This window comes from Roseovarius sp. ZX-A-9 (assembly GCF_028369135.1).
Taxonomy (GTDB): Bacteria; Pseudomonadota; Alphaproteobacteria; order Rhodobacterales; family Rhodobacteraceae; genus Roseovarius.
This window is the reverse complement of the sequence record NZ_JAPWHW010000028.1, coordinates 1-16,601: the sequence shown is the minus strand read 5'-3', so window position 1 is coordinate 16,601 and position 16,601 is coordinate 1. Positions and strand designations below refer to the sequence as shown.

The following is a 16,601-nucleotide window of genomic DNA, read 5'->3' as shown; positions in this document are numbered from 1 at the left end:
GACGCCGTGGGGCGGTTTCGGTCATTTACGGAATGAAATCGGCAGGTTGAACTGATAACTCGCGGCGCTCAGGGCGCGCGGGGCTTTGGGGAAACGGGCGCTTTGTACCGCCTTGATCGCGGCGCGATCGAGGCGGGCGTCGCCGGTTCTGGTGGTCAGTGTCGCCGAAATCAGGCGGCCGGTCGGCGCGACCTTGATGCGGATGACGGCCCGCCCGGAGGCGCGCGTGCCGGAGGGATACTGCTTGCGGCGTTCGACGCGGGCGCGGATGGCCGCGCCCCATTGTGCCACGTGGCTTTGGCGTGCGGAGTCAGAGACGGTCGCTTCGGTCCGGACCTTGCTATTCCCGGCATTCTGGCCGGTCTGGCCGCCCGCGGCTTTCTGGCTTTGCCGGGACGAGATTTGCGGCTGCGGTGCGGCTGTGGCGGGCTGTGCCTTGGGCGTTGGTTGTGTCGGGCGCGGCTTCGGGCGCAGCGATGCGACCGGCGGTTCGGCCACCGTCGGCCTGGCCGGGGCGCGCGTCACTTCGGGGGCCAGTTGCGGCGGTTGCGGTGAGGCCATCGCCACCAGCGGGGCAGGGGCCGACAGGGTCGGAGGGCGCTGTTCTGTCTCCACGGCGCGAGGCAGGGCGGCGGCGACTGTCTCGGGCGTGGCCATGCGGGGCGGGGTGTCCATCGCCTCTGCCGGGCGGTCCCATTCTGCGACCATCCGCGCCATCTGTTCCGGTGCTGCGCTGAGCGAGATTATCGCTGTGCCGCCCCCGCCGGCCGATTGCAAGCCGCCCTGGGCAAAGCCGAGCCAAAGGGCCAGATGCACCAGAAGCGCCAGACCACCGAACAGGTAGAAGTCCGCCCCGCGTGTCATTGCCGCACCGTCGCGAGAGAGATGGATTGAATACCCAGACCCGACAGGCGGGCCAGCAATGCCGCCAGATCTGCTGCGGGGTAGGCTGTATCGGCGCGCACCAGCAGCGTGCCCGGCTCTGCCGCACCCCATTGCGCCAGCTCAGCCCAGACCGCATCGCCGGTCTGATCGGCAAAGCTCAACTCGCCCGTGGCCGAGACGGTCAGGCGCTGCGCGGCGTCGGCGGGCGCGTTGGCATCCGTTTTGGGCGGCGCAATCGGCCACCGATCGGCGGGCCTGATCTGTGCGGTCATCAGGAAGAAAATCAGCAGGATGAACACCACGTTGATCATCGGGATGATCGGCTCGATCAGGCTGCGGCGCTTTGGGGTGGAGAAATCCATGCGCCTCACTCCACCAGCACGAGCCGGTCAAACCCGGCAGCGGTCAGTGCCTCGACGATCTGGGTCAGTCGTTGCAGGTCTGTGCCTGCGCGCGCTCGCAGGATGATCGGATCGTCCGGCGCTTGGGTGAGGGGGGCGAGTGCCTCTGGCAGGATCGCCAGATCGGACTCAACTCCGTTAAGGGTGATCTGGTCGGGGTAAATGGTGATCAACCGCGGTGGGCCGCTGTATTCGGCACCGGCCCCGCCACCTGACAGCGAAACAGCCCCTTCGCGCCCGAATTGCGAAGCGAGCATGAAGAACACCAGCAACAGGAACACCACGTCGATCATCGGTGTCAGGCCGGGTCTGCGCCGTGCGCGGGGAGGGGCGAAGGCGAACATCAGGTGTTGGCGGGGGCTGTGTGGGCCGCTTTGGCGGGCGTCGTGAAAATGCGCGTGGCGGCGTCCTCCATATCGGTCTGGACCGTCTCGATCACGCTTTCGAACCATGCCAGCGCGACGGCGGCGGGGATGGCCACGCACATGCCGGCCGCCGTGGTCAGCAATGCCTCCCAGATGCCGCCCGCCAGAACTGTGGGATCGGCCTGACTGCCACTGTCCTGAAGCGCCTGAAATGCCTCGATCATGCCCAGAACGGTGCCCAGCAGGCCGATCAGCGGCGCGATCACCGCGATCAGTTCCAGTGCGCGCAGGCCCGAGCGGCTCTGATGAAGCAACTGGCGCGCGACGCGCGTGGTTTCCTCGCGCGCGGCGGGTTCTGACATGGCACTGTCCGAGCTGGACTGCATCGCTGCAAAGGCCAGCCGGGCGCGCAGGTCGCGGCGCGGGGCAAGCAGCGCGGTGGCCTGATCGCGCTGGCCATTGCGCCAGTTCTGCACCGCGCGCTCGGTAGCGGCAGAGGACCAGGCTCCGCCCTGTGCCAGACGCCAGGTTTTCCACAGGATGATGGTCAGGGTGAGAACCGACAGGCCCGCGATCACCCAGAGGGCGGGGCCGCCGCGTTGCAGGAACTGGTCAAGTCCCGAGAGGGTCATTTCATGCTCCTTTTTTCGGTCGCCATCCATTCCGATATTCCGGCGGAAACAGCCATGTAGGCGGCACGCCCAACCGCTTCGCCGATCTGCGTGTGCAGCCCGGCATGGATTGCAGCCCCGGCCGGGGCCGCCACCGCGATGCAGTCGGTGCCGGTGCCGGTCGCAACGCCGGTGGGCAGGTGATGACCAGCTTCGATCACCGCGGTCGTGCGCGCCTGCGCGGCGATGCTGATCGCCTCCAGCATGGCAGCATGTGTCAGCCCGGTGCCAAGCCGGACCGCGATGTTGATGGTGCCCCAATCATGGCCGCTGCGGTCCACGCGGTGGCCGATGCGTTCGGCGTTCGACAGCCCCACGGTGGCCACGGCGCGGGCCGTGACATCGCCGACCTGCACGGTGCGGTCATGATGGCGCGTCACGTCACGGGACGTAAGAAACGCCACCGCCTGGAACGCGCCACGCGCCGCCAGTTCTGCCGAGAACCATTCGGTCACGTCCAGCTCTGGCGGCAGGTCCGCATTGCGTACTTCGCGCCACAGGATGTGCCGCGCGGTCACAAGACCGGCCCGGTTGGGGGCCCAGCTGAGCACCTGCATAGGTGCGCCCAGATCAAACTCGAGCCAGGGGCGATCAAGGGTCAGCGCGCTCATCGTGTCACGCCCAGTGGCTGACAGACCAGCCCGTGCTCGGTGTCCTGAAACCACGCGCTGATGCCAAAGACCTCGCCCAGATTGTCAGGTGTCAGGACATCGCGCGGTGTCCCGTCCGCGATCAGCCGCCCTTGGCCCAGCAGGATGAGGCGCGTGCAATGGCGCGCTGCCAGTCCCAGATCATGCAGGGACACCAGCACGGATTTGCCCTCTGCCGCGAGGCGCGAGAAGGTCTGCATCGTGGCGATCTGGTGCGCCGGATCGAGCCCTGCGATCGGCTCGTCCGCCAGCAGCAGCGGTGTTTCCTGAGCCAGCGCGCGGGCGATCAGGACGCGGGCCTGTTCGCCGCCCGACAACCGGGTGGCGGCGCGGTGGCGCAGCGCCTCGAGGTTCATCCCCGCGATGGCCGCGTCAATATGGGCGCGGACCGCGCCGGCGGTGTCGCGGTGCGGCAGGCGGCCCAGACCGACGACGGTTTCCACCGAGACCGGCCAGGCGATTTCCCGGCTTTGCGGCATCCATGCAGCGGCGCGGGCGCGCGCCTCTGCCGGAAGTGCGGCCAGAGAGCTGTATCCCTCGAACGGCACCAGCCCGAGCGCGGCGCGCATCAGCGAGGTCTTGCCTGCGCCGTTTGGGCCGATCAGGCCCACGACCTCTCCGGCGTCAAGCGACAGCGAGACGTCGCGCAATACCGTGCGCCCGCGCAGCGAGATTGTCAGATCGCGCAGGCTGAGCAGGGTCATATCCGCTCCTTTCGCAGCTTCACGATCAGATGCAGGAAGAGCGGCGCGCCGAAGAGCGCGGTCACCACCCCGAGCTTCAGGTCGCGGGCGGGCAGGATCAGCCGCACGGCGATGTCGGCGGCCAGCACCATCGCTGCCCCGCCAAGGGCCGAGGCCAGCAGCAGATGCGCGGGCCGGGCGCCGACCAGCGGGCGAAGGACATGCGGCACCACGAGGCCGACAAAGCCGATGGAGCCGGCAACCGCCGTGGCCGCCCCGACGACCAGTGAGGTGCCAAGGATCAATTGCAGGCGCAGCCGCCGCAGCGATATGCCCATGGCTGCGGCTGCATCCTCGCCCAGCGTCAGCGCGTTCAGACCCCGGCCCAGCATGGCGAGGATGCCCCAGCCCAACAGCGTCAGCGGCAGCGCCACCCAGACATGGGTCATCGAGCGATCAGCCAGCGACCCCATCATCCAGAACACGATTTCATTGGCCGCGAACGGATTGGGCGAGAAGTTCAACACAAGAGATGTCAGTGCAGCCGCCAGCGCCGATACCGCGATCCCTGCCAGAATCAGCGTCAGCGACGTGCCGCGCGGCCCGGCCAGCAAGACGATCACCAGCATTCCGCAAAACGCCGTGGCAAGCGCGGCCAGCGGCAGCGCGAGCGCAAAGCTGGCCGCCAGCCCGGTCTGGATGGCCAGCACCGCCCCCAGAGCGGCGGAGCCCGATACGCCGATCAGCCCCGGTTCGGCCAGCGGGTTGCGCAGATAGCCCTGCATCGCGGCACCGGCCAGCCCCAGGCTGGCCCCGATCATCATGGCCAGCAAAGCGCGCGGCAGGCGGATTTCACGCATCACCAGCGTCATGGGACCGGAGTCACCGAAGATCAGCGCCGACAGGCTGTCGCGCAGGCCGATCCCGGCAGGGCCGACCAGCAGCGAGCCTGCAAAGAGCGCCAGAACCAGCCCGGCAAGACAGGCATGGACGCGCATCATTCGCGGACTCCTTCCAGCGTGCGGCGGGTCTGGCCCAGATCCTTGATCGCGTTCAACACATGCGGCGTGCCGCAGATCCAGTCACGGTCGGTGATGGCTGCTGTCGCGCCGGTCTGGCGAAAGGTGGCGACCACGGGATGGTCCAGCACTTCTTCGGAACGCGAGGCACCGGGATAACGCTGTCCGGTGATCACGAGATCGGGCGCGATCAGCGCCAGCACCTCCAGCGGCATTTTCATGCCTGCCGCGTAGCCTGCGCGATCCGCGGCATTGGCGAACCCGGCGGCGAGCAGGATATGCCCGGCCAGAGTCTGGTTTCCGGACGTGTAGCTGTTGGCGTAGTAGAGCGCGGCATCCGGGCGGGTCTGCACATCTTCGTGCAGCGCGGCCAGCCTCTGGTCAAACGCGGCCAGGGCTGCGTCTGCGCGGGCGGGCTGGCCCAGCACCGCGCCCATCTGTTTGATCCGGGCGCGCACATCCGCCAGCGAATTGGCCGGATCGAACAGCACCACCGGAATGCCGAGACGTTGCAGCATGGAGACTGTGGCACGTTTTGAATAGGTCCCGGCCAGCACGAGATCGGGCTGCATCAGATAGATTTCTTCGGCCAGTCCTTGATTGGCGGGATAGGCCCGTGCCTCTGTCGCCATGGCCGAGGAATGCGGATCGCTTGCCAGTTGCGAGACCGAGAGAAGTTGCCCCGCGCCTGCCAACATCATCGCCAACTGATCGGTGCACAGGTTCATGGATACGACCCGCGCGGGTGGATCGGCGTGGGCAATGCCCACTGTCATCATGGCGCCCACCAGAACGGCGCGCGCCATGATGTGTCTTATGCGGTCAGAAATTCGCACGGAGCCCAACATAGGCGGCGCGGCCGGGCTGGTTGTATCCGCCCGCCGTTTCGTAATCTTCGTCAAAGAGGTTCTCGATGCGCAGATAAATCGCGGTGCTGGCGGTCACATCATAGGAGACGCCGGCGCCAACCAGAGTGTAATCGCCCACCTTGTCCGTCGGGCGCGCAGCGGCGCTGGGCACGACATCGGCCACATGGCGCACGTCGACATAGCCCGAAAACCGGTCGGTGAAGTCGTTGGTCAGGCCTAGGGTGATATCGTGCTTGGGCACGCGTGCCAGGCGTTTTCCGTCGGTGCTGGCATCGGTGTAGGTGTAGGCGCCGTAGAGGGTCAGCGCGCCGGTCAGCAGGTATTCACCAGACAGTTCGATCCCCTTCGATGTCGTCGTGCCGGGAACCTGATTGTAGCATCCGGGGAACGGGTTGCCGCAGGACAGAGAGGTGCCGTCGAAGTCGATCAGGTCATCGATATCGGCATAAAAGACCATCGCCTTGACATAGCCCGCTGCGCCGAACGACTTTTCGACGCCGAAATCATAGCTGATGCTTTCCTCGGGCTGGATGGTCGGATCTCCGTACTGTCCGAAACGCTCGTAAAGCGACGGCGCGCGATAGCCGCTGCCGACAGAGGCGCGAAAGGCAAGATCTTCGACCGGTCGCCACACGGCGGCCAGTCGTCCGGTTGTCTTGCCGCCAAAGCTGGAGTTGTCATCGTAGCGCAGGGCCGCCGAAATATCCAACGTGTCGGTCGGGGCGAACAGCAGTTCGGCATTCACCGAGGTGGTGTCCTCGGAGCCGCTGGCCGCCGGATCGGCAAAGGGGTTGGGGCCGGGCAATGTGCCGTATTTCTCTTCGGTGTGTGAAATCCCGAAATTGAGCGTTGTCCTGCCGGTCAGCTCGGCAGTGCCAAGATAGGAGATCCCGCGCCGTTCACCGCTGAAGGCGATGGTATATGGGTCGGTTGGGTCCTTGCGGTCGATATCAAAGAAATCGAAGGCGAGCGTATGGCTGATTGCACCTGTATGAATGGTCGAGAAAACCCGCGCGCCTGTTTCGGTGAAATCATTGGCCCCTGTTGCATCCGCAGCGACGAACGGCCCCGGTCGCGCCCGGTCGATCTCGACCTTGCCATCGCGACGGATCAGCGCGCCGCCGATGGTGACGGTATCGGAAATGTCATATTCGCCGCTGAGGGTGGTGGTGCTCTGTTCGAACCCGTCCTTTTCAGTGTTGAAGCTCTGCGCTGAAATGCCGTCGGTCTCAATCCGGCCATAGCTGAACGCGACAAAGCCGCGCTCGGACCTATAGCCCAGGCTCAGCGAACCGGAATAAGTGCCGAAACTGCCCGCTTCTGTCGTTGCCTGCCCGGAGAAACCCAATTCTTCCGGCTGAAAGGTGGTGATGCTCACCACGCCTGCGATTGCTTCGGAGCCGTAGAGCGCGGACTGCGATCCTTTCAGCACTTCGATCCGCCCGATACCGGATGCGGTCAGCCCGCCAAAATCGAACTGGGTCTGCGTGCCTGACGGGTCAGCCATGTCGATGCCGTTGATTCGCACGCCGACATATTTCGCCGGCAGGCCACGGATCTGGATCGCTGTCGCGCCTCCAAGCCCGCCATTCGAGGCCGAGTTCACGCCGGGCAGCCGGTCGAGCCGACCGATGACCGAGGTGTCTTTGCTGCCGGCATCCTCGCCTTGCAGCACCTCGACCGTGGCGCCCGTATGGCTGCGCTCGGTCGGTGAAAGGCTGCCTGAGACGACGATCGTGCCGAGGTCATAGACCTCTTCAGCCAGTGCCGGGGCGGCGAGCATGGCGGTTGCGGTCGCGAAAATAACGGAATGTTGGCGGGTCATCGAGATGTCCTCCGTGCATCCTTTCGGGATGCAATGTACTGCAATAGTCATTGGAAGACATGAGAGTCCCCGCAGACGGTGAAATCGCCACCACTACGGAAAGAACCGTTGCCCATAACGCGCCCCGCGTATGGACAGGGTGATCACTTCGGCAGGTCTCCTGGCTTGCGGGTCAGGGCTTGGCCGGGTCTTCCCATCGCAGTTTCCCTGCGGCAGTGACATGTCCGGCTTCGCTCTCCGCTTACAGTTGCGGGGGCAGTCGCGGAATTGGTGCCTGCGTGTGACACCTCACCGTGTTCCCTTTTCACCGAACGGCGAACCGTCCGGACCGAAGTGACCCAGAAATAGCCGCAATCGCCAAGATTGCAACGGGATTCGGAGCGCTCTGCGAAAATGCCGGGGTCCAGGATGTAGGATGTCAGCCAAGCCGCCGTGACAGTGGGCGAAAGTGGGGATTGTTCAGGGCGGGTGTGCGGCGTTTGCCCGTATCGCTGTCACTGCGATGGTGATTGTCCATCTCTGCGAACGAGGTCACGGGGCATCCAACTGCGTGGCAGTTTTAGTGGTGCCGGTGATAGGAATCCAATTTGTGTTTCATTGCGTATCGGTGCGTTTCGAATATTCCGTAAGTATCTGAAAACAAACAATTCAATTGTTTCAGGATGTTGCATCTGATCCCATAGTATGCTACATCTTGGGGTGGATTGAGAGGGGGATAGGATTTGGGCGCTCTGAATGTGCTGTCTGCCGCGAAGGTGAAGAATGCAGGTCCGGGCCGCTACTGCGACGGCGGCGGCCTCTGGCTGTACAAGCGCCAGGACGGCGGTGCGCAATGGGTTCTGCGCGTAACCGTACACGGTCGGCGGAGAGAGATGGGGCTGGGCAATCTTCAAAGTGTCAGCCTGAAGAAAGCGAGAGAGGCAGCCGAGCGTTGGCGCGCCGTAGTGCGAGACGGCAAGGATCCAATCAAAGAGCGTGAGCGAGAAAGGCGACAGGCTGCTCGCAAAGACCACTCACTGGCCTTCGTGGCGGCAGAAGCGTTCGAAGCTCGCAAATCTCAGCTCAGAGAAGATGGCAAAGCTGGGCGGTGGTTTTCGCCCCTGAAATTGCACGTCCTTCCCAAGCTCGGGAAAGTCCCGGTTGAAGACCTCGATCAGAGAGACATCAAAAATACTTTGGAGCCAATTTGGCACATCAAGGCGGATACGGCTCGAAAGGCAATGAACCGGTTGAATATCGTGCTTCAACACGCTGCCGCCATGGGGCTGGATGTCGATACGCAAGCGACCGAGAAAGCAAAGGCACTCTTGGGCAAAACCCGGCATAAGCCCAAGTGCATGCCGGCACTGACCTGGCAGGATGTCCCTGCATTCTATCAAAGTTTGTCTGAATGCACGGTTGCGCAACTGGCGCTTCGCTTGCTGATCTTGACGGCCTTGCGGTCGAAGCCCATTCGTTTCTGCCGTCTGGACCAGATGGAGGGGGATGTCTGGACCGTGCCCGCCGAAAACATGAAAGCTAAAAAGGGCTACGAGCAGGATTTTCGTGTCCCTCTTTCCGAAGAAGCTTTGGCCGTGATCGAGCAAGCAAAGCCGCTATCTCGAGATGGCTTCCTATTTCCCGGCGTGAGAAGGGGCGTGATCTCTGATGCAACCATGAGTGCCTTGATGGAGCGCCGGGGCTTGGAGGCGCGGCCACATGGCTTCCGAACGAGCTTTCGAACATGGTGCGCAGAGAAAACGGTCACACCGGAGGATGTAGCAGAAGCAGCATTGGCGCATGTCACCGGCAACAAGGTCTCGCGCGCCTACAACCGGACCGACTATCTCGAACTTCGCCGCCCGCTCATGGCCAGATGGGGGGATTACGTCACCGGAAAAGCTGCCAATAAGGCAGCCCCAAAGGCATGATCGTAAAAATAAATTTTTCCGAAACCTTGTTCCGTTAAGTTCTTGTCAATCATTTGAAGAAGGAATTTCAATGACGGACAGGATACTACGTTGCCGAGAGGTTCAGGAGATCATTGGCTTGAGCCGCTCTACCATTTACCGGATGATTAACCGTGGTGATTTCCCCCCGCCTCAAAAACTTGGGCTCCGCGCCATAGGCTGGCGCGAGAGCTCCATCAAAGAGTGGTTGGAGGGGTGCCTCGTCGTTTCCAATTGATTTCAGGTATTTATGCGGCCTGAGGAGCTTGGCGGTGTCTTTGGGTAGTAGAGGCTCTGATGATGTAACCGCCCCCCGACGGCATCTGCTGTGCCAAGGTGGGATCGCAATAATCCATTTTGGAGGCGGTCATGTCAGATCCAAGCGTCGTCTGCGCCCCACTCAGGATCAGCTTGACGGCGTGAAGTTCAGCGGCAGGAGATCGTCTAAGCGGATCTGGGGATGCCCCCAATCGTGTAGACCGATAGAAACGGCCCTGACCGGCCATTAACCAAGGTACGCAGTCGCTGCGGTGCTGCTCGTCAGATCGGCCATTCGCCGCAACTGCAAAATCTGGGTTCAAGCGAACTTACACTGTGCGGGATATTGTTGACCTTCGCTTAGCGTGTCATCCGCCCCGTCGCCCGATGGCTATGCGCAGAAAGCGGGCTGTGAAAAGTCTGACGACGGCCGCGGCTGAAGCTAAAATAGCAGATTCCAGATGAGTACTCCCATTATAAGCAGAGGAAGAAGCATCTCTGAGATCGTCTGCTCAACAATCAAACTGCTTTTTCTGAACTTTACATCCTCTAAATTGACCTTTTCCAGGTCGAGACGTGTTTCCAATTCAATCGCTACTTCGTGCTTAACTCTTGACACTTCTCTGAAGCGTAGAACCTGAAAAATCCAAGATAGGCATACGAACAGGGCCGCGAAGGCGACCGTTGAGAGCGACTTAGCTTTTATCGCGGTATCGAGGTCTACTTCCGAGGAGAGAACAAGCCCGGCAATCGCGCCGAGAGCTGTCAAGATCGATAGATTGAACCGGTTCGCGGCCATCCGCCTGTCAATGTTCTTTTCGATTGATTGACAGAGGTCTAGATAGGCTTCAAGTTGCGCCGGACGTCCTGCGTAGGATTTCACAGTATCAGTCAATTTTTCTTCCCCGTTGGAACAGTCTCACGACCATGACACCATACATCTCCATCATATGCCAACAAGAAGGCCACAAAGTCGCGAATGAGTACGCGAAGCTGACTAAGGAAGTAGGCTTGCCAGTCTTAGTCAACTTCCCGTCTCTCGAGGGGTTCGAACAAGCGAATTCGTCGCAGCAGTTAGTGAACCCGAGCGTTGGTGCTGTCATACTTGTCATTTCATCAGACTTCTTCCCAGCGTCAGGTAAAAAGACGCGAACGAAAATTCCCCCTGAAACCCTTCAAGCAATTCGTTCGGCTGCATCAGACATGGCACAAGTACGATTGATTCCAGTGGTAATCGACGACGACTCGCTGACCTATATCGAAAATACATGGTTGAAAGACCTGCAGTACTTCAAAGATGGGCCAATTGAACGAGAGAGCGTAAGGAGCATTTTGCGTACTATCGCAGATAGAGAACACCTACCGGAAGAGCTTTACTCATTTGAAAAAGTTGGTTCGATTATCGAGGCCATCGAACCCGGTTCTGATGTGGAAAAAGTCGGCGGTTTGCGCGAAAGCTCTGAGAAAATTGGCTATCAGGTTTTCTCAGCGACGAACCGTATCAAGGAGTCTGTCACCTACTATATTTACCTTAACAAAGGCATTTCTCTGAAACGCACATCCGATCGACTAAAACGGGACCACCCGGAAATTTCGGATTCCAAAAACAAATATGCGTTGTTGGGAATTGAGCCTGGACATGTGCGTCTGAACGAAAGGTTGGCGAACGTAAAAACAGCCTTTGAGTGCGACCATGCGGTTTATCTCGAGAACATAGTGTCGAGGTTGATAAGTACTTCCGTTAAGGTCGGAGTAACCGGCTCGTCAACCTCAGGCGAACGTGAGTTCGTCGAGCCGCAGGTGCGACATGGCATTGCAACTGATGCTCCTCCAAAACCCTTCAGTGTCGTCGAAAAATGGCTCACGGGAGTGAATGCTGGAGTTCGCGTCATGCAAGGACAGGGCGGCATTGGCAAGACATGGGCAATGCTTCACCTGAGGCAAAAGGCATCGTTGTCCAAGTTAAATTTCACTAGGCCTGGTGATCGAACGATTTTGTTCATTGCATCGACGGATGTGAACAAGGTGTTGGCTGCGACATCTCTACACCGCGCCGAGCTTACACTTTATGATTTGTATGTAGCGAGTCAGAGTTCGGTTTCTACCGAGATTTTGAACAAGGAAACTTTCTATAACGCGATTGAGCTTGGCAGCTTGATCGTCTTTGTTGATGGTTTTGATGAAATTATTGCGCGGAATAGACCCCGCTTTAACTCATATGACTTCTTCACAGACATAGAACCAATTTTTCGGTACGGTTCCGCTGCAAAAATCTTGATATCGTGTCGGAACATCTTTTTTGATCAGGATGAGTCACTGTGGGACTTTCCCTTTGTAGATTGTTGGGAGCTATTGGCGTTCGACGGAAAGAGACGTGATATCTTCTTTGAAGATGGACTTCCAGGGATGCCCAACCGGATCAACCATGCAAAGACTATTAGTGAGGAATTGGCGAAGCTACCCGACAATAGGTACGTGCCGTTTGTTCTCAGCCTCGTGAAGGATCTGGTTCTTGAGCACGCCGATGGAAGTGAAGGCGTTGTTTTGCGTCATTTTCATTCGGAATTTCTAAACGAGTCAGACGTCAATGATCGTGTGGTCGGTCAGTTCTGCAATCGCGAAATATCAAAGGTTCCCGACCCTCTTCGATCTCTTAATGTAGATCAGCAGGTTCGGGTGTTTTGCGAGATTGCGCGGACGAAGGAAGCAGGAAATGGAGCGCCGCGAGATGAAACTATCCGACAAATACTCGAAAAGGTAACTGAGCGAAAGGACGTGGAAAACCTTGTAGATCACTTGACGAGCCACCCCTTTATTTCGCAGGAGGAATACAACAAGCGGGAGGTTTTTGAATTTCGCTTTGACTTCCTGCCTGAATATTTTTTGATGATTGACGCGAGTTTGAATTGCATGAATGGCGCAAGCCTTGAACTGGCCGATATTCGAATAATGAACAAGTATTGCAATTCAAACTCCCTATTTTCACAGGGCGTCGTTCAGAGGTTTGATGGTGACGAACTATCGTTCTTCGTGCGGTTACTTGAAATGAATGCTGAATCTTGGGTTGTGGCTGAAGCTACTCTACCATCGCCTGACCTTGATATATTGCGGCCCGACAGTGCGATCGCACAATTCTCATTTGCGATTGTTGGTTTGCTTGCAACCTATGTTTCCGAAAGCGGAAGCCTTGATGCCGAACGCTTCACGAATGGAGTGTGTGAAATCTTTATGGAGGATGGAGTTGTTCGCAAGATGGCAATTTTGGACGGTTTCTTCAAAGAGGAGGAACGCATCCGCATTGATTTCCGGGGTAGGCATTGGGATCAATGTTTATTCCACTCAGTAGACATTTGGAGCTGCCAGTTTGACTCCGAAACGAAATTCTCAGGTTGTAAGTTTCAACATTGTGAAGGCGTATACAATAAGGCCAGTGGTGTTATGGATGCACACTTTGAGCCAAACTGTATCTTTGATGATGTGTTCGAAAAGATTTACTCTGTAGGCAATCAGAAGGTTCAAAGTGATGAAGCGCGTGTTGTCGAAGACGTGAAATCGTTCGTTTCAGATTTCCATAGTCAAGGTGCGTTTTGGAAGAAAAACCTTGAAAACCTTGAGAGGTTTTATGGTCAGTCAAACCCCTCAATACCGTTTAAAAAGCTGATGCGGCAAATGCGGCGAAGTGGTGTGATCGTGGAAAAAGACATGGGTCACTACGTCGATGTTACCTTGTCAAATGAAGCCATCGAAGCCGCAGAACGCCTTATAACTCAGGGAGTGCTGGAGGGCGTGCTTAGGGATGCAGTCGTCGAACTGGTTCGATAAACTCGAAAGTACGCTTGGGTACTTTGATGTAGCGATTAGCTTTTCCGGCGATCGCAACGACCTTGCGACAAAAATTGCGGAGCTTGGAACATATTACGATCAACGGTGCTATTTGTTTACGAATGAAGTAATTCGCCAAAGCGGCTTCAATATCTACAACGTAATGGAGTTCGTCTACGCCCAAACGCCTGCTGCCGTTATTCTCAATTCTCCGAAGTATCGGGCCACAAGACCAACCCAGTTTGAATTTTCGAAAATTGTCTCCAGTACTTCAGTTGAGAGAATATTGGTTATCGAATGTGGAGGGAAAGTTTTGAATATTCAGAATAAATGTGTAGAGATGGTCAATTCGTTAGACTTTGAACGGGTCATTCGGTTCTTGCAAAACGTTCAATCTTCTTGATTTCTCTCGAACCGGAAGTGCTTTTGGATTGGCATCAGAGCCATCAGGCGCATCAATCGGCAAATGCGCTTTTCCTTCACGAGATGGCCCTCGTCACACATATGCTTGGTCATTTGCCGCACTCCGAAGAATGGTGTCTTCAGGAAGTTCCTGTCTCTTTACAGCACAAGCATAAAGTTCATCGTAAGTGCTGCGCCGACCCCACACTTTCGAGCTGACGCCTGATCTGCGATTCAGAGGTGTCTTTGAATTGTGGGGAGTTTCTGTATGGGAGCTATAAACGAGTTTCTGGCAATGTTGCCGCGCCGTTCAGACGGCAAACGGAATTGGCCACCGGAGTTGAAGGCTCGGATCGTGGCGGAGACGTTGATCGAAGGCGAGACGGTCAACGCGGTTGCGAGGCGGTATGAGTTGATCCCCAGCACGGTGTCTGACTGGCGACGGATGGCGCGGCAGTCCGGCGCGGCTCCAATAGCGCAGGAGGGCTTGGTGCAAATCCAGGCGCTCTATCGCATCGAAAAAGACCTGCGCGGCCTGAACGCCGATCAACGCTGTGCTGCACGGCAGGAGCGATCAAAACCCATCATCGACGCTTTCGAGCTTTGGCTCGCCCAACACCGCGCACGCGTCTCAGCGAAATCGCCGACCGATGAGGCCCTGAAATACATCGCCAAATACTGGGATGGGCTGATCCTGTTCCTCAGCGATGGTCGCATCGAACTGGATTCCAACGCCGTCGAGCGGACGATCCGTCCAATTGCCGTTGGTTGGTCATTATGCACCCCCTTCGTAAGTGCTTGGAAACATTGATAGCTGGTCATCGAGCTCAGCGCGACACGGGCGTCTTTTCCGTGCGAGAGCGTTTTTGACCCTATCCGAATGCAGGTCAGTTGTCTGAATTTGGTATGGCGCCCCATCGACCACCTGATTTGCAGGCAGAATGCCGTCCTTTATCAGCTTGCGGATGACGTGATTGGTCACACCGAGCTCTTTCGCTGCCTCGGTCATGGTGCGCCACGGGCCATCCTTGTCAGCAGATAGGTATCCGTGAATGTCATTCACACGCCGGATGGAGGAAACGCGTTTTGCATTCCAGGTCTTGCCCTGACCGGTCGGCATTCCCATGCGGTTGAGACAGGCAGCAATCGACTCGTCCGGCCAACGTCCCGCCATCTCGCGGATGATCCCCAGCGCCTCTTCACTGGTGCGGGCATTGTGTTCGCCGCTCTTCGGCTTCTTGACACGCAATTCCGTGTGCCGGCCGCCCTTCCAGTGAACGACGAGAACAATTTCTCCTGTATGGTCGTCGATATCCGCCACGATGTCTTCGATCAGTGTTCTGATCAATCGTTGTTTGTCGCGCATGGATGTCGCCGGAGCCGTCCAGGCGGTCTCAAGGTCCTGCGCCAGCCCTTCAAGGCGCGAGACATCGAGCTCCGGTGCTGCTGCAATATCCGTATCGAGACGCTGCTCAAAACTTCGAACGCGTCCCAAGGCTTCTTCCCACCGTTTCTCCAGCTCTGATGCGATAAGGCGATTATCCGGGTCACAGGCGGCATAGCGTCGTTCCGCCAAGGATGCATCGTATCGGGCTTGCTGCAATTCCATCTCGAGCACCAACCGCTTGTCTTCGATGGCTTGGCTCAACATGGCACGTGCCTCGATGGCGGCATCGATGGCAAATGGCGCCACAGCCTCAAGAACTGCATCTGTGATGAGCTTGTCGGGCCGGAACCCACCAAAGGTGATGCAGCGTTTCTGTCCGAGAAGAAGGTTTGGGTTGTCACAGCGGTAAACGGGGCGTGGAGTGCGGCCTGTATAGACCACATGCAACCGCCGCCCACATCTCGCACAGCAAAGGAGACCGGCCAGGAGCGCACCTCCGCCGCGACCGGATTTGACCCCGCCAGCACGTCCGAAAGCGTTCTTGGCCAGCTGTGCCTGATTGCGTTCATATTCTTCCCAGTCGATATAGCCGACATGGTGATCCCTGATCACAACATCCCAGTCTTCGGGGGACTTCCGGTTCTTGTAGGTGACATGCGCGCGGCCGTCTCGGATTTTTGCTTGCCGCCCGGTTTTACCATAGGCGTAGACCCCGGCATAAAACATGTTCTTCAACACGCTGATCACGTTGCGGTAGCGAATGGGCTGCCATTCGAAACTTGTCAGCCGAATGCCATCGGAAGGCCTGGGGAAATGAATGCCTTCGCTCGACATGGACAGAAGAACCTGCCGGGCGCTTCCGAGTTCGCGGAACCGGCAGAAGATCTGCCGGACGACTTCCTGGATGCGGCGATCAGGATCGAACATCACCCCGGCGTCACGATCCCATAGGTAGCCGACCGGCGGCGTATACCGCAGTTCGCCTCGGCGCGCTTTCGCCCTTGCGGCTTCAACCATGCGCGTGCGTAGGACGCCGAGCTCGAACTCGCTGATGCTGCCCTTCATGCCCAGAAGCAGTCGGTCATTGGGATGGCGCGGGTCGTAGACACCGTCATGATCCACGACACGCGCATCTACCAGGCCGCAAAGCTCCAGCATGTGATGCCAGTCGCGCCCGTTGCGGGCCAGGCGCGACACCTCCAGGCAGAAGACCGCACCGATCGACCCAGAACACAGCATGGAGACAAGCCGTTCGAAGCCGGGCCGGGCCTGGCAGCCGCTGGCTGATACACCAAGATCGTCGTCGATGACATCAATCCCGGCAAAGCCATACCCGCGGGCCATCTCGACAAGATCGTATTGCCGACGCTGGCTCTCGAGGTTCGTCATGACCTGGCTCTGTGTCGACTGGCGCACGTAGATCACTGCATGACGCT

16 protein-coding genes, 1 pseudogene and 1 riboswitch are annotated in these 16,601 nt (G+C 58.7%); of the genes and pseudogenes, 6 read left to right on the top strand and 11 right to left on the bottom strand.

Features of this window, described 5'->3' with window-relative positions:
• Positions 1-21: 21 nt before the first annotated feature.
• From O3306_RS19935 to O3306_RS19895, 9 genes are read right to left on the bottom strand one after another with little or no spacing between them, the layout of a single operon-like run.
• Positions 22-864: an energy transducer TonB family protein gene (locus tag O3306_RS19935; RefSeq protein WP_272010597.1), complete on the bottom strand. Its 843-nt coding sequence runs from the start codon at positions 862-864 to the stop codon at positions 22-24.
• Positions 861-1,247, bottom strand: coding sequence for an ExbD/TolR family protein (locus tag O3306_RS19930; protein WP_272010595.1), 387 nt, complete (start codon positions 1,245-1,247; stop codon positions 861-863). Before O3306_RS19930 ends, O3306_RS19935 begins: the two co-directional genes overlap by 4 nt.
• A 5-nt stretch (positions 1,248-1,252) precedes the next feature.
• A complete protein-coding gene (locus O3306_RS19925; protein WP_272010593.1) occupies positions 1,253-1,630 on the bottom strand; it encodes an ExbD/TolR family protein in 378 nt (125 codons plus the stop codon).
• Positions 1,630-2,283: a MotA/TolQ/ExbB proton channel family protein gene (locus O3306_RS19920; protein ID WP_272010591.1), complete on the bottom strand. Its 654-nt coding sequence runs from the start codon at positions 2,281-2,283 to the stop codon at positions 1,630-1,632. The genes O3306_RS19925 and O3306_RS19920 overlap by 1 nt, the downstream gene beginning before the upstream one ends.
• The gene (locus O3306_RS19915) at positions 2,280-2,933 is read right to left on the bottom strand and encodes an adenosylcobinamide amidohydrolase (RefSeq protein ID WP_272010589.1); all 654 of its coding nucleotides are present in this window, start codon (positions 2,931-2,933) and stop codon (positions 2,280-2,282) included. Before O3306_RS19915 ends, O3306_RS19920 begins: the two co-directional genes overlap by 4 nt.
• Positions 2,930-3,676, bottom strand: a complete 747-nt coding sequence (locus O3306_RS19910) for an ABC transporter ATP-binding protein (RefSeq protein ID WP_272010587.1) — start codon at positions 3,674-3,676, stop codon at positions 2,930-2,932. The genes O3306_RS19915 and O3306_RS19910 overlap by 4 nt, the downstream gene beginning before the upstream one ends.
• On the bottom strand, positions 3,673-4,656 hold the full coding sequence (locus O3306_RS19905) for a FecCD family ABC transporter permease (RefSeq protein WP_272010585.1): 984 nt from the start codon (positions 4,654-4,656) through the stop codon (positions 3,673-3,675). Before O3306_RS19905 ends, O3306_RS19910 begins: the two co-directional genes overlap by 4 nt.
• Entirely contained in the window at positions 4,653-5,480 is an 828-nt protein-coding gene (locus tag O3306_RS19900; protein WP_272010583.1) for an ABC transporter substrate-binding protein, read from the bottom strand. The genes O3306_RS19905 and O3306_RS19900 overlap by 4 nt, the downstream gene beginning before the upstream one ends.
• 16 nt (positions 5,481-5,496) lie before the next feature.
• On the bottom strand, positions 5,497-7,368 hold the full coding sequence (locus tag O3306_RS19895) for a TonB-dependent receptor plug domain-containing protein (protein ID WP_272010581.1): 1,872 nt from the start codon (positions 7,366-7,368) through the stop codon (positions 5,497-5,499).
• A gap of 133 nt (positions 7,369-7,501) precedes the next feature.
• Positions 7,502-7,716: riboswitch (cobalamin riboswitch) on the bottom strand.
• Positions 7,717-8,090: 374 nt separating this feature from the next.
• Here O3306_RS19895 and O3306_RS19890 point away from each other — a divergent pair.
• Positions 8,091-9,278, top strand: a complete 1,188-nt coding sequence (locus tag O3306_RS19890; protein ID WP_272010579.1) for a tyrosine-type recombinase/integrase — start codon at positions 8,091-8,093, stop codon at positions 9,276-9,278.
• 70 nt (positions 9,279-9,348) lie between these two features.
• A complete protein-coding gene (locus O3306_RS19885; RefSeq protein ID WP_272010577.1) occupies positions 9,349-9,534 on the top strand; it encodes a helix-turn-helix transcriptional regulator in 186 nt (61 codons plus the stop codon).
• Between the two features lie 462 nt (positions 9,535-9,996).
• Here O3306_RS19885 and O3306_RS19880 read toward each other — a convergent pair whose 3' ends face one another.
• Entirely contained in the window at positions 9,997-10,449 is a 453-nt protein-coding gene (locus tag O3306_RS19880; protein WP_272010575.1) for a RipA family octameric membrane protein, read from the bottom strand.
• A 32-nt stretch (positions 10,450-10,481) separates the two neighbouring features.
• Here O3306_RS19880 and O3306_RS19875 point away from each other — a divergent pair, with 32 nt between their 5' ends.
• The 4 genes and pseudogenes from O3306_RS19875 to O3306_RS19860 form a co-directional block, all read left to right on the top strand.
• Positions 10,482-13,376 (top strand): hypothetical protein, encoded by a 2,895-nt coding sequence (locus O3306_RS19875; RefSeq protein ID WP_272010573.1) that lies wholly within the window; start codon positions 10,482-10,484, stop codon positions 13,374-13,376.
• Positions 13,351-13,779, top strand: a complete 429-nt coding sequence (locus O3306_RS19870; RefSeq protein ID WP_272010571.1) for a hypothetical protein — start codon at positions 13,351-13,353, stop codon at positions 13,777-13,779. Before O3306_RS19875 ends, O3306_RS19870 begins: the two co-directional genes overlap by 26 nt.
• Positions 13,776-13,997 carry a hypothetical protein gene (locus tag O3306_RS19865; RefSeq protein WP_272010569.1) on the top strand — a complete coding sequence of 74 codons (222 nt, stop codon included), beginning with the start codon at positions 13,776-13,778 and terminating at the stop codon, positions 13,995-13,997. Before O3306_RS19870 ends, O3306_RS19865 begins: the two co-directional genes overlap by 4 nt.
• Before the next feature lie 49 nt (positions 13,998-14,046).
• Positions 14,047-14,544, top strand: a pseudogene (locus O3306_RS19860) (IS66 family transposase); the annotation flags it as partial.
• A gap of 9 nt (positions 14,545-14,553) precedes the next feature.
• Here the strand turns inward: O3306_RS19860 and O3306_RS19855 are convergent.
• A partial coding sequence (locus O3306_RS19855; RefSeq protein ID WP_272010567.1) for a recombinase family protein occupies positions 14,554-16,601 on the bottom strand: 2,048 nt, incomplete at its 5' end.

Bases quoted from the DNA above. Each gene is read 5' to 3' on its own strand.
- O3306_RS19935 (WP_272010597.1), bottom strand. From the start codon at position 864: ATGACACGCGGGGCGGACTTCTACCTGTTCGGTGGTCTGGCGCTTCTG.
- O3306_RS19870 (WP_272010571.1), top strand. From the start codon at position 13,351: ATGCAGTCGTCGAACTGGTTCGATAAACTCGAAAGTACGCTTGGGTAC.
- O3306_RS19875 (WP_272010573.1), top strand. From the start codon at position 10,482: ATGACACCATACATCTCCATCATATGCCAACAAGAAGGCCACAAAGTC.
- O3306_RS19905 (WP_272010585.1), bottom strand. From the start codon at position 4,656: ATGATGCGCGTCCATGCCTGTCTTGCCGGGCTGGTTCTGGCGCTCTTT.
- O3306_RS19895 (WP_272010581.1), bottom strand. From the start codon at position 7,368: ATGACCCGCCAACATTCCGTTATTTTCGCGACCGCAACCGCCATGCTC.
- O3306_RS19885 (WP_272010577.1), top strand. From the start codon at position 9,349: ATGACGGACAGGATACTACGTTGCCGAGAGGTTCAGGAGATCATTGGC.
- O3306_RS19930 (WP_272010595.1), bottom strand. From the start codon at position 1,247: ATGGATTTCTCCACCCCAAAGCGCCGCAGCCTGATCGAGCCGATCATC.
- O3306_RS19900 (WP_272010583.1), bottom strand. From the start codon at position 5,480: ATGGCGCGCGCCGTTCTGGTGGGCGCCATGATGACAGTGGGCATTGCC.
- O3306_RS19910 (WP_272010587.1), bottom strand. From the start codon at position 3,676: ATGACCCTGCTCAGCCTGCGCGATCTGACAATCTCGCTGCGCGGGCGC.
- O3306_RS19920 (WP_272010591.1), bottom strand. From the start codon at position 2,283: ATGACCCTCTCGGGACTTGACCAGTTCCTGCAACGCGGCGGCCCCGCC.
- O3306_RS19925 (WP_272010593.1), bottom strand. From the start codon at position 1,630: ATGTTCGCCTTCGCCCCTCCCCGCGCACGGCGCAGACCCGGCCTGACA.
- O3306_RS19915 (WP_272010589.1), bottom strand. From the start codon at position 2,933: ATGAGCGCGCTGACCCTTGATCGCCCCTGGCTCGAGTTTGATCTGGGC.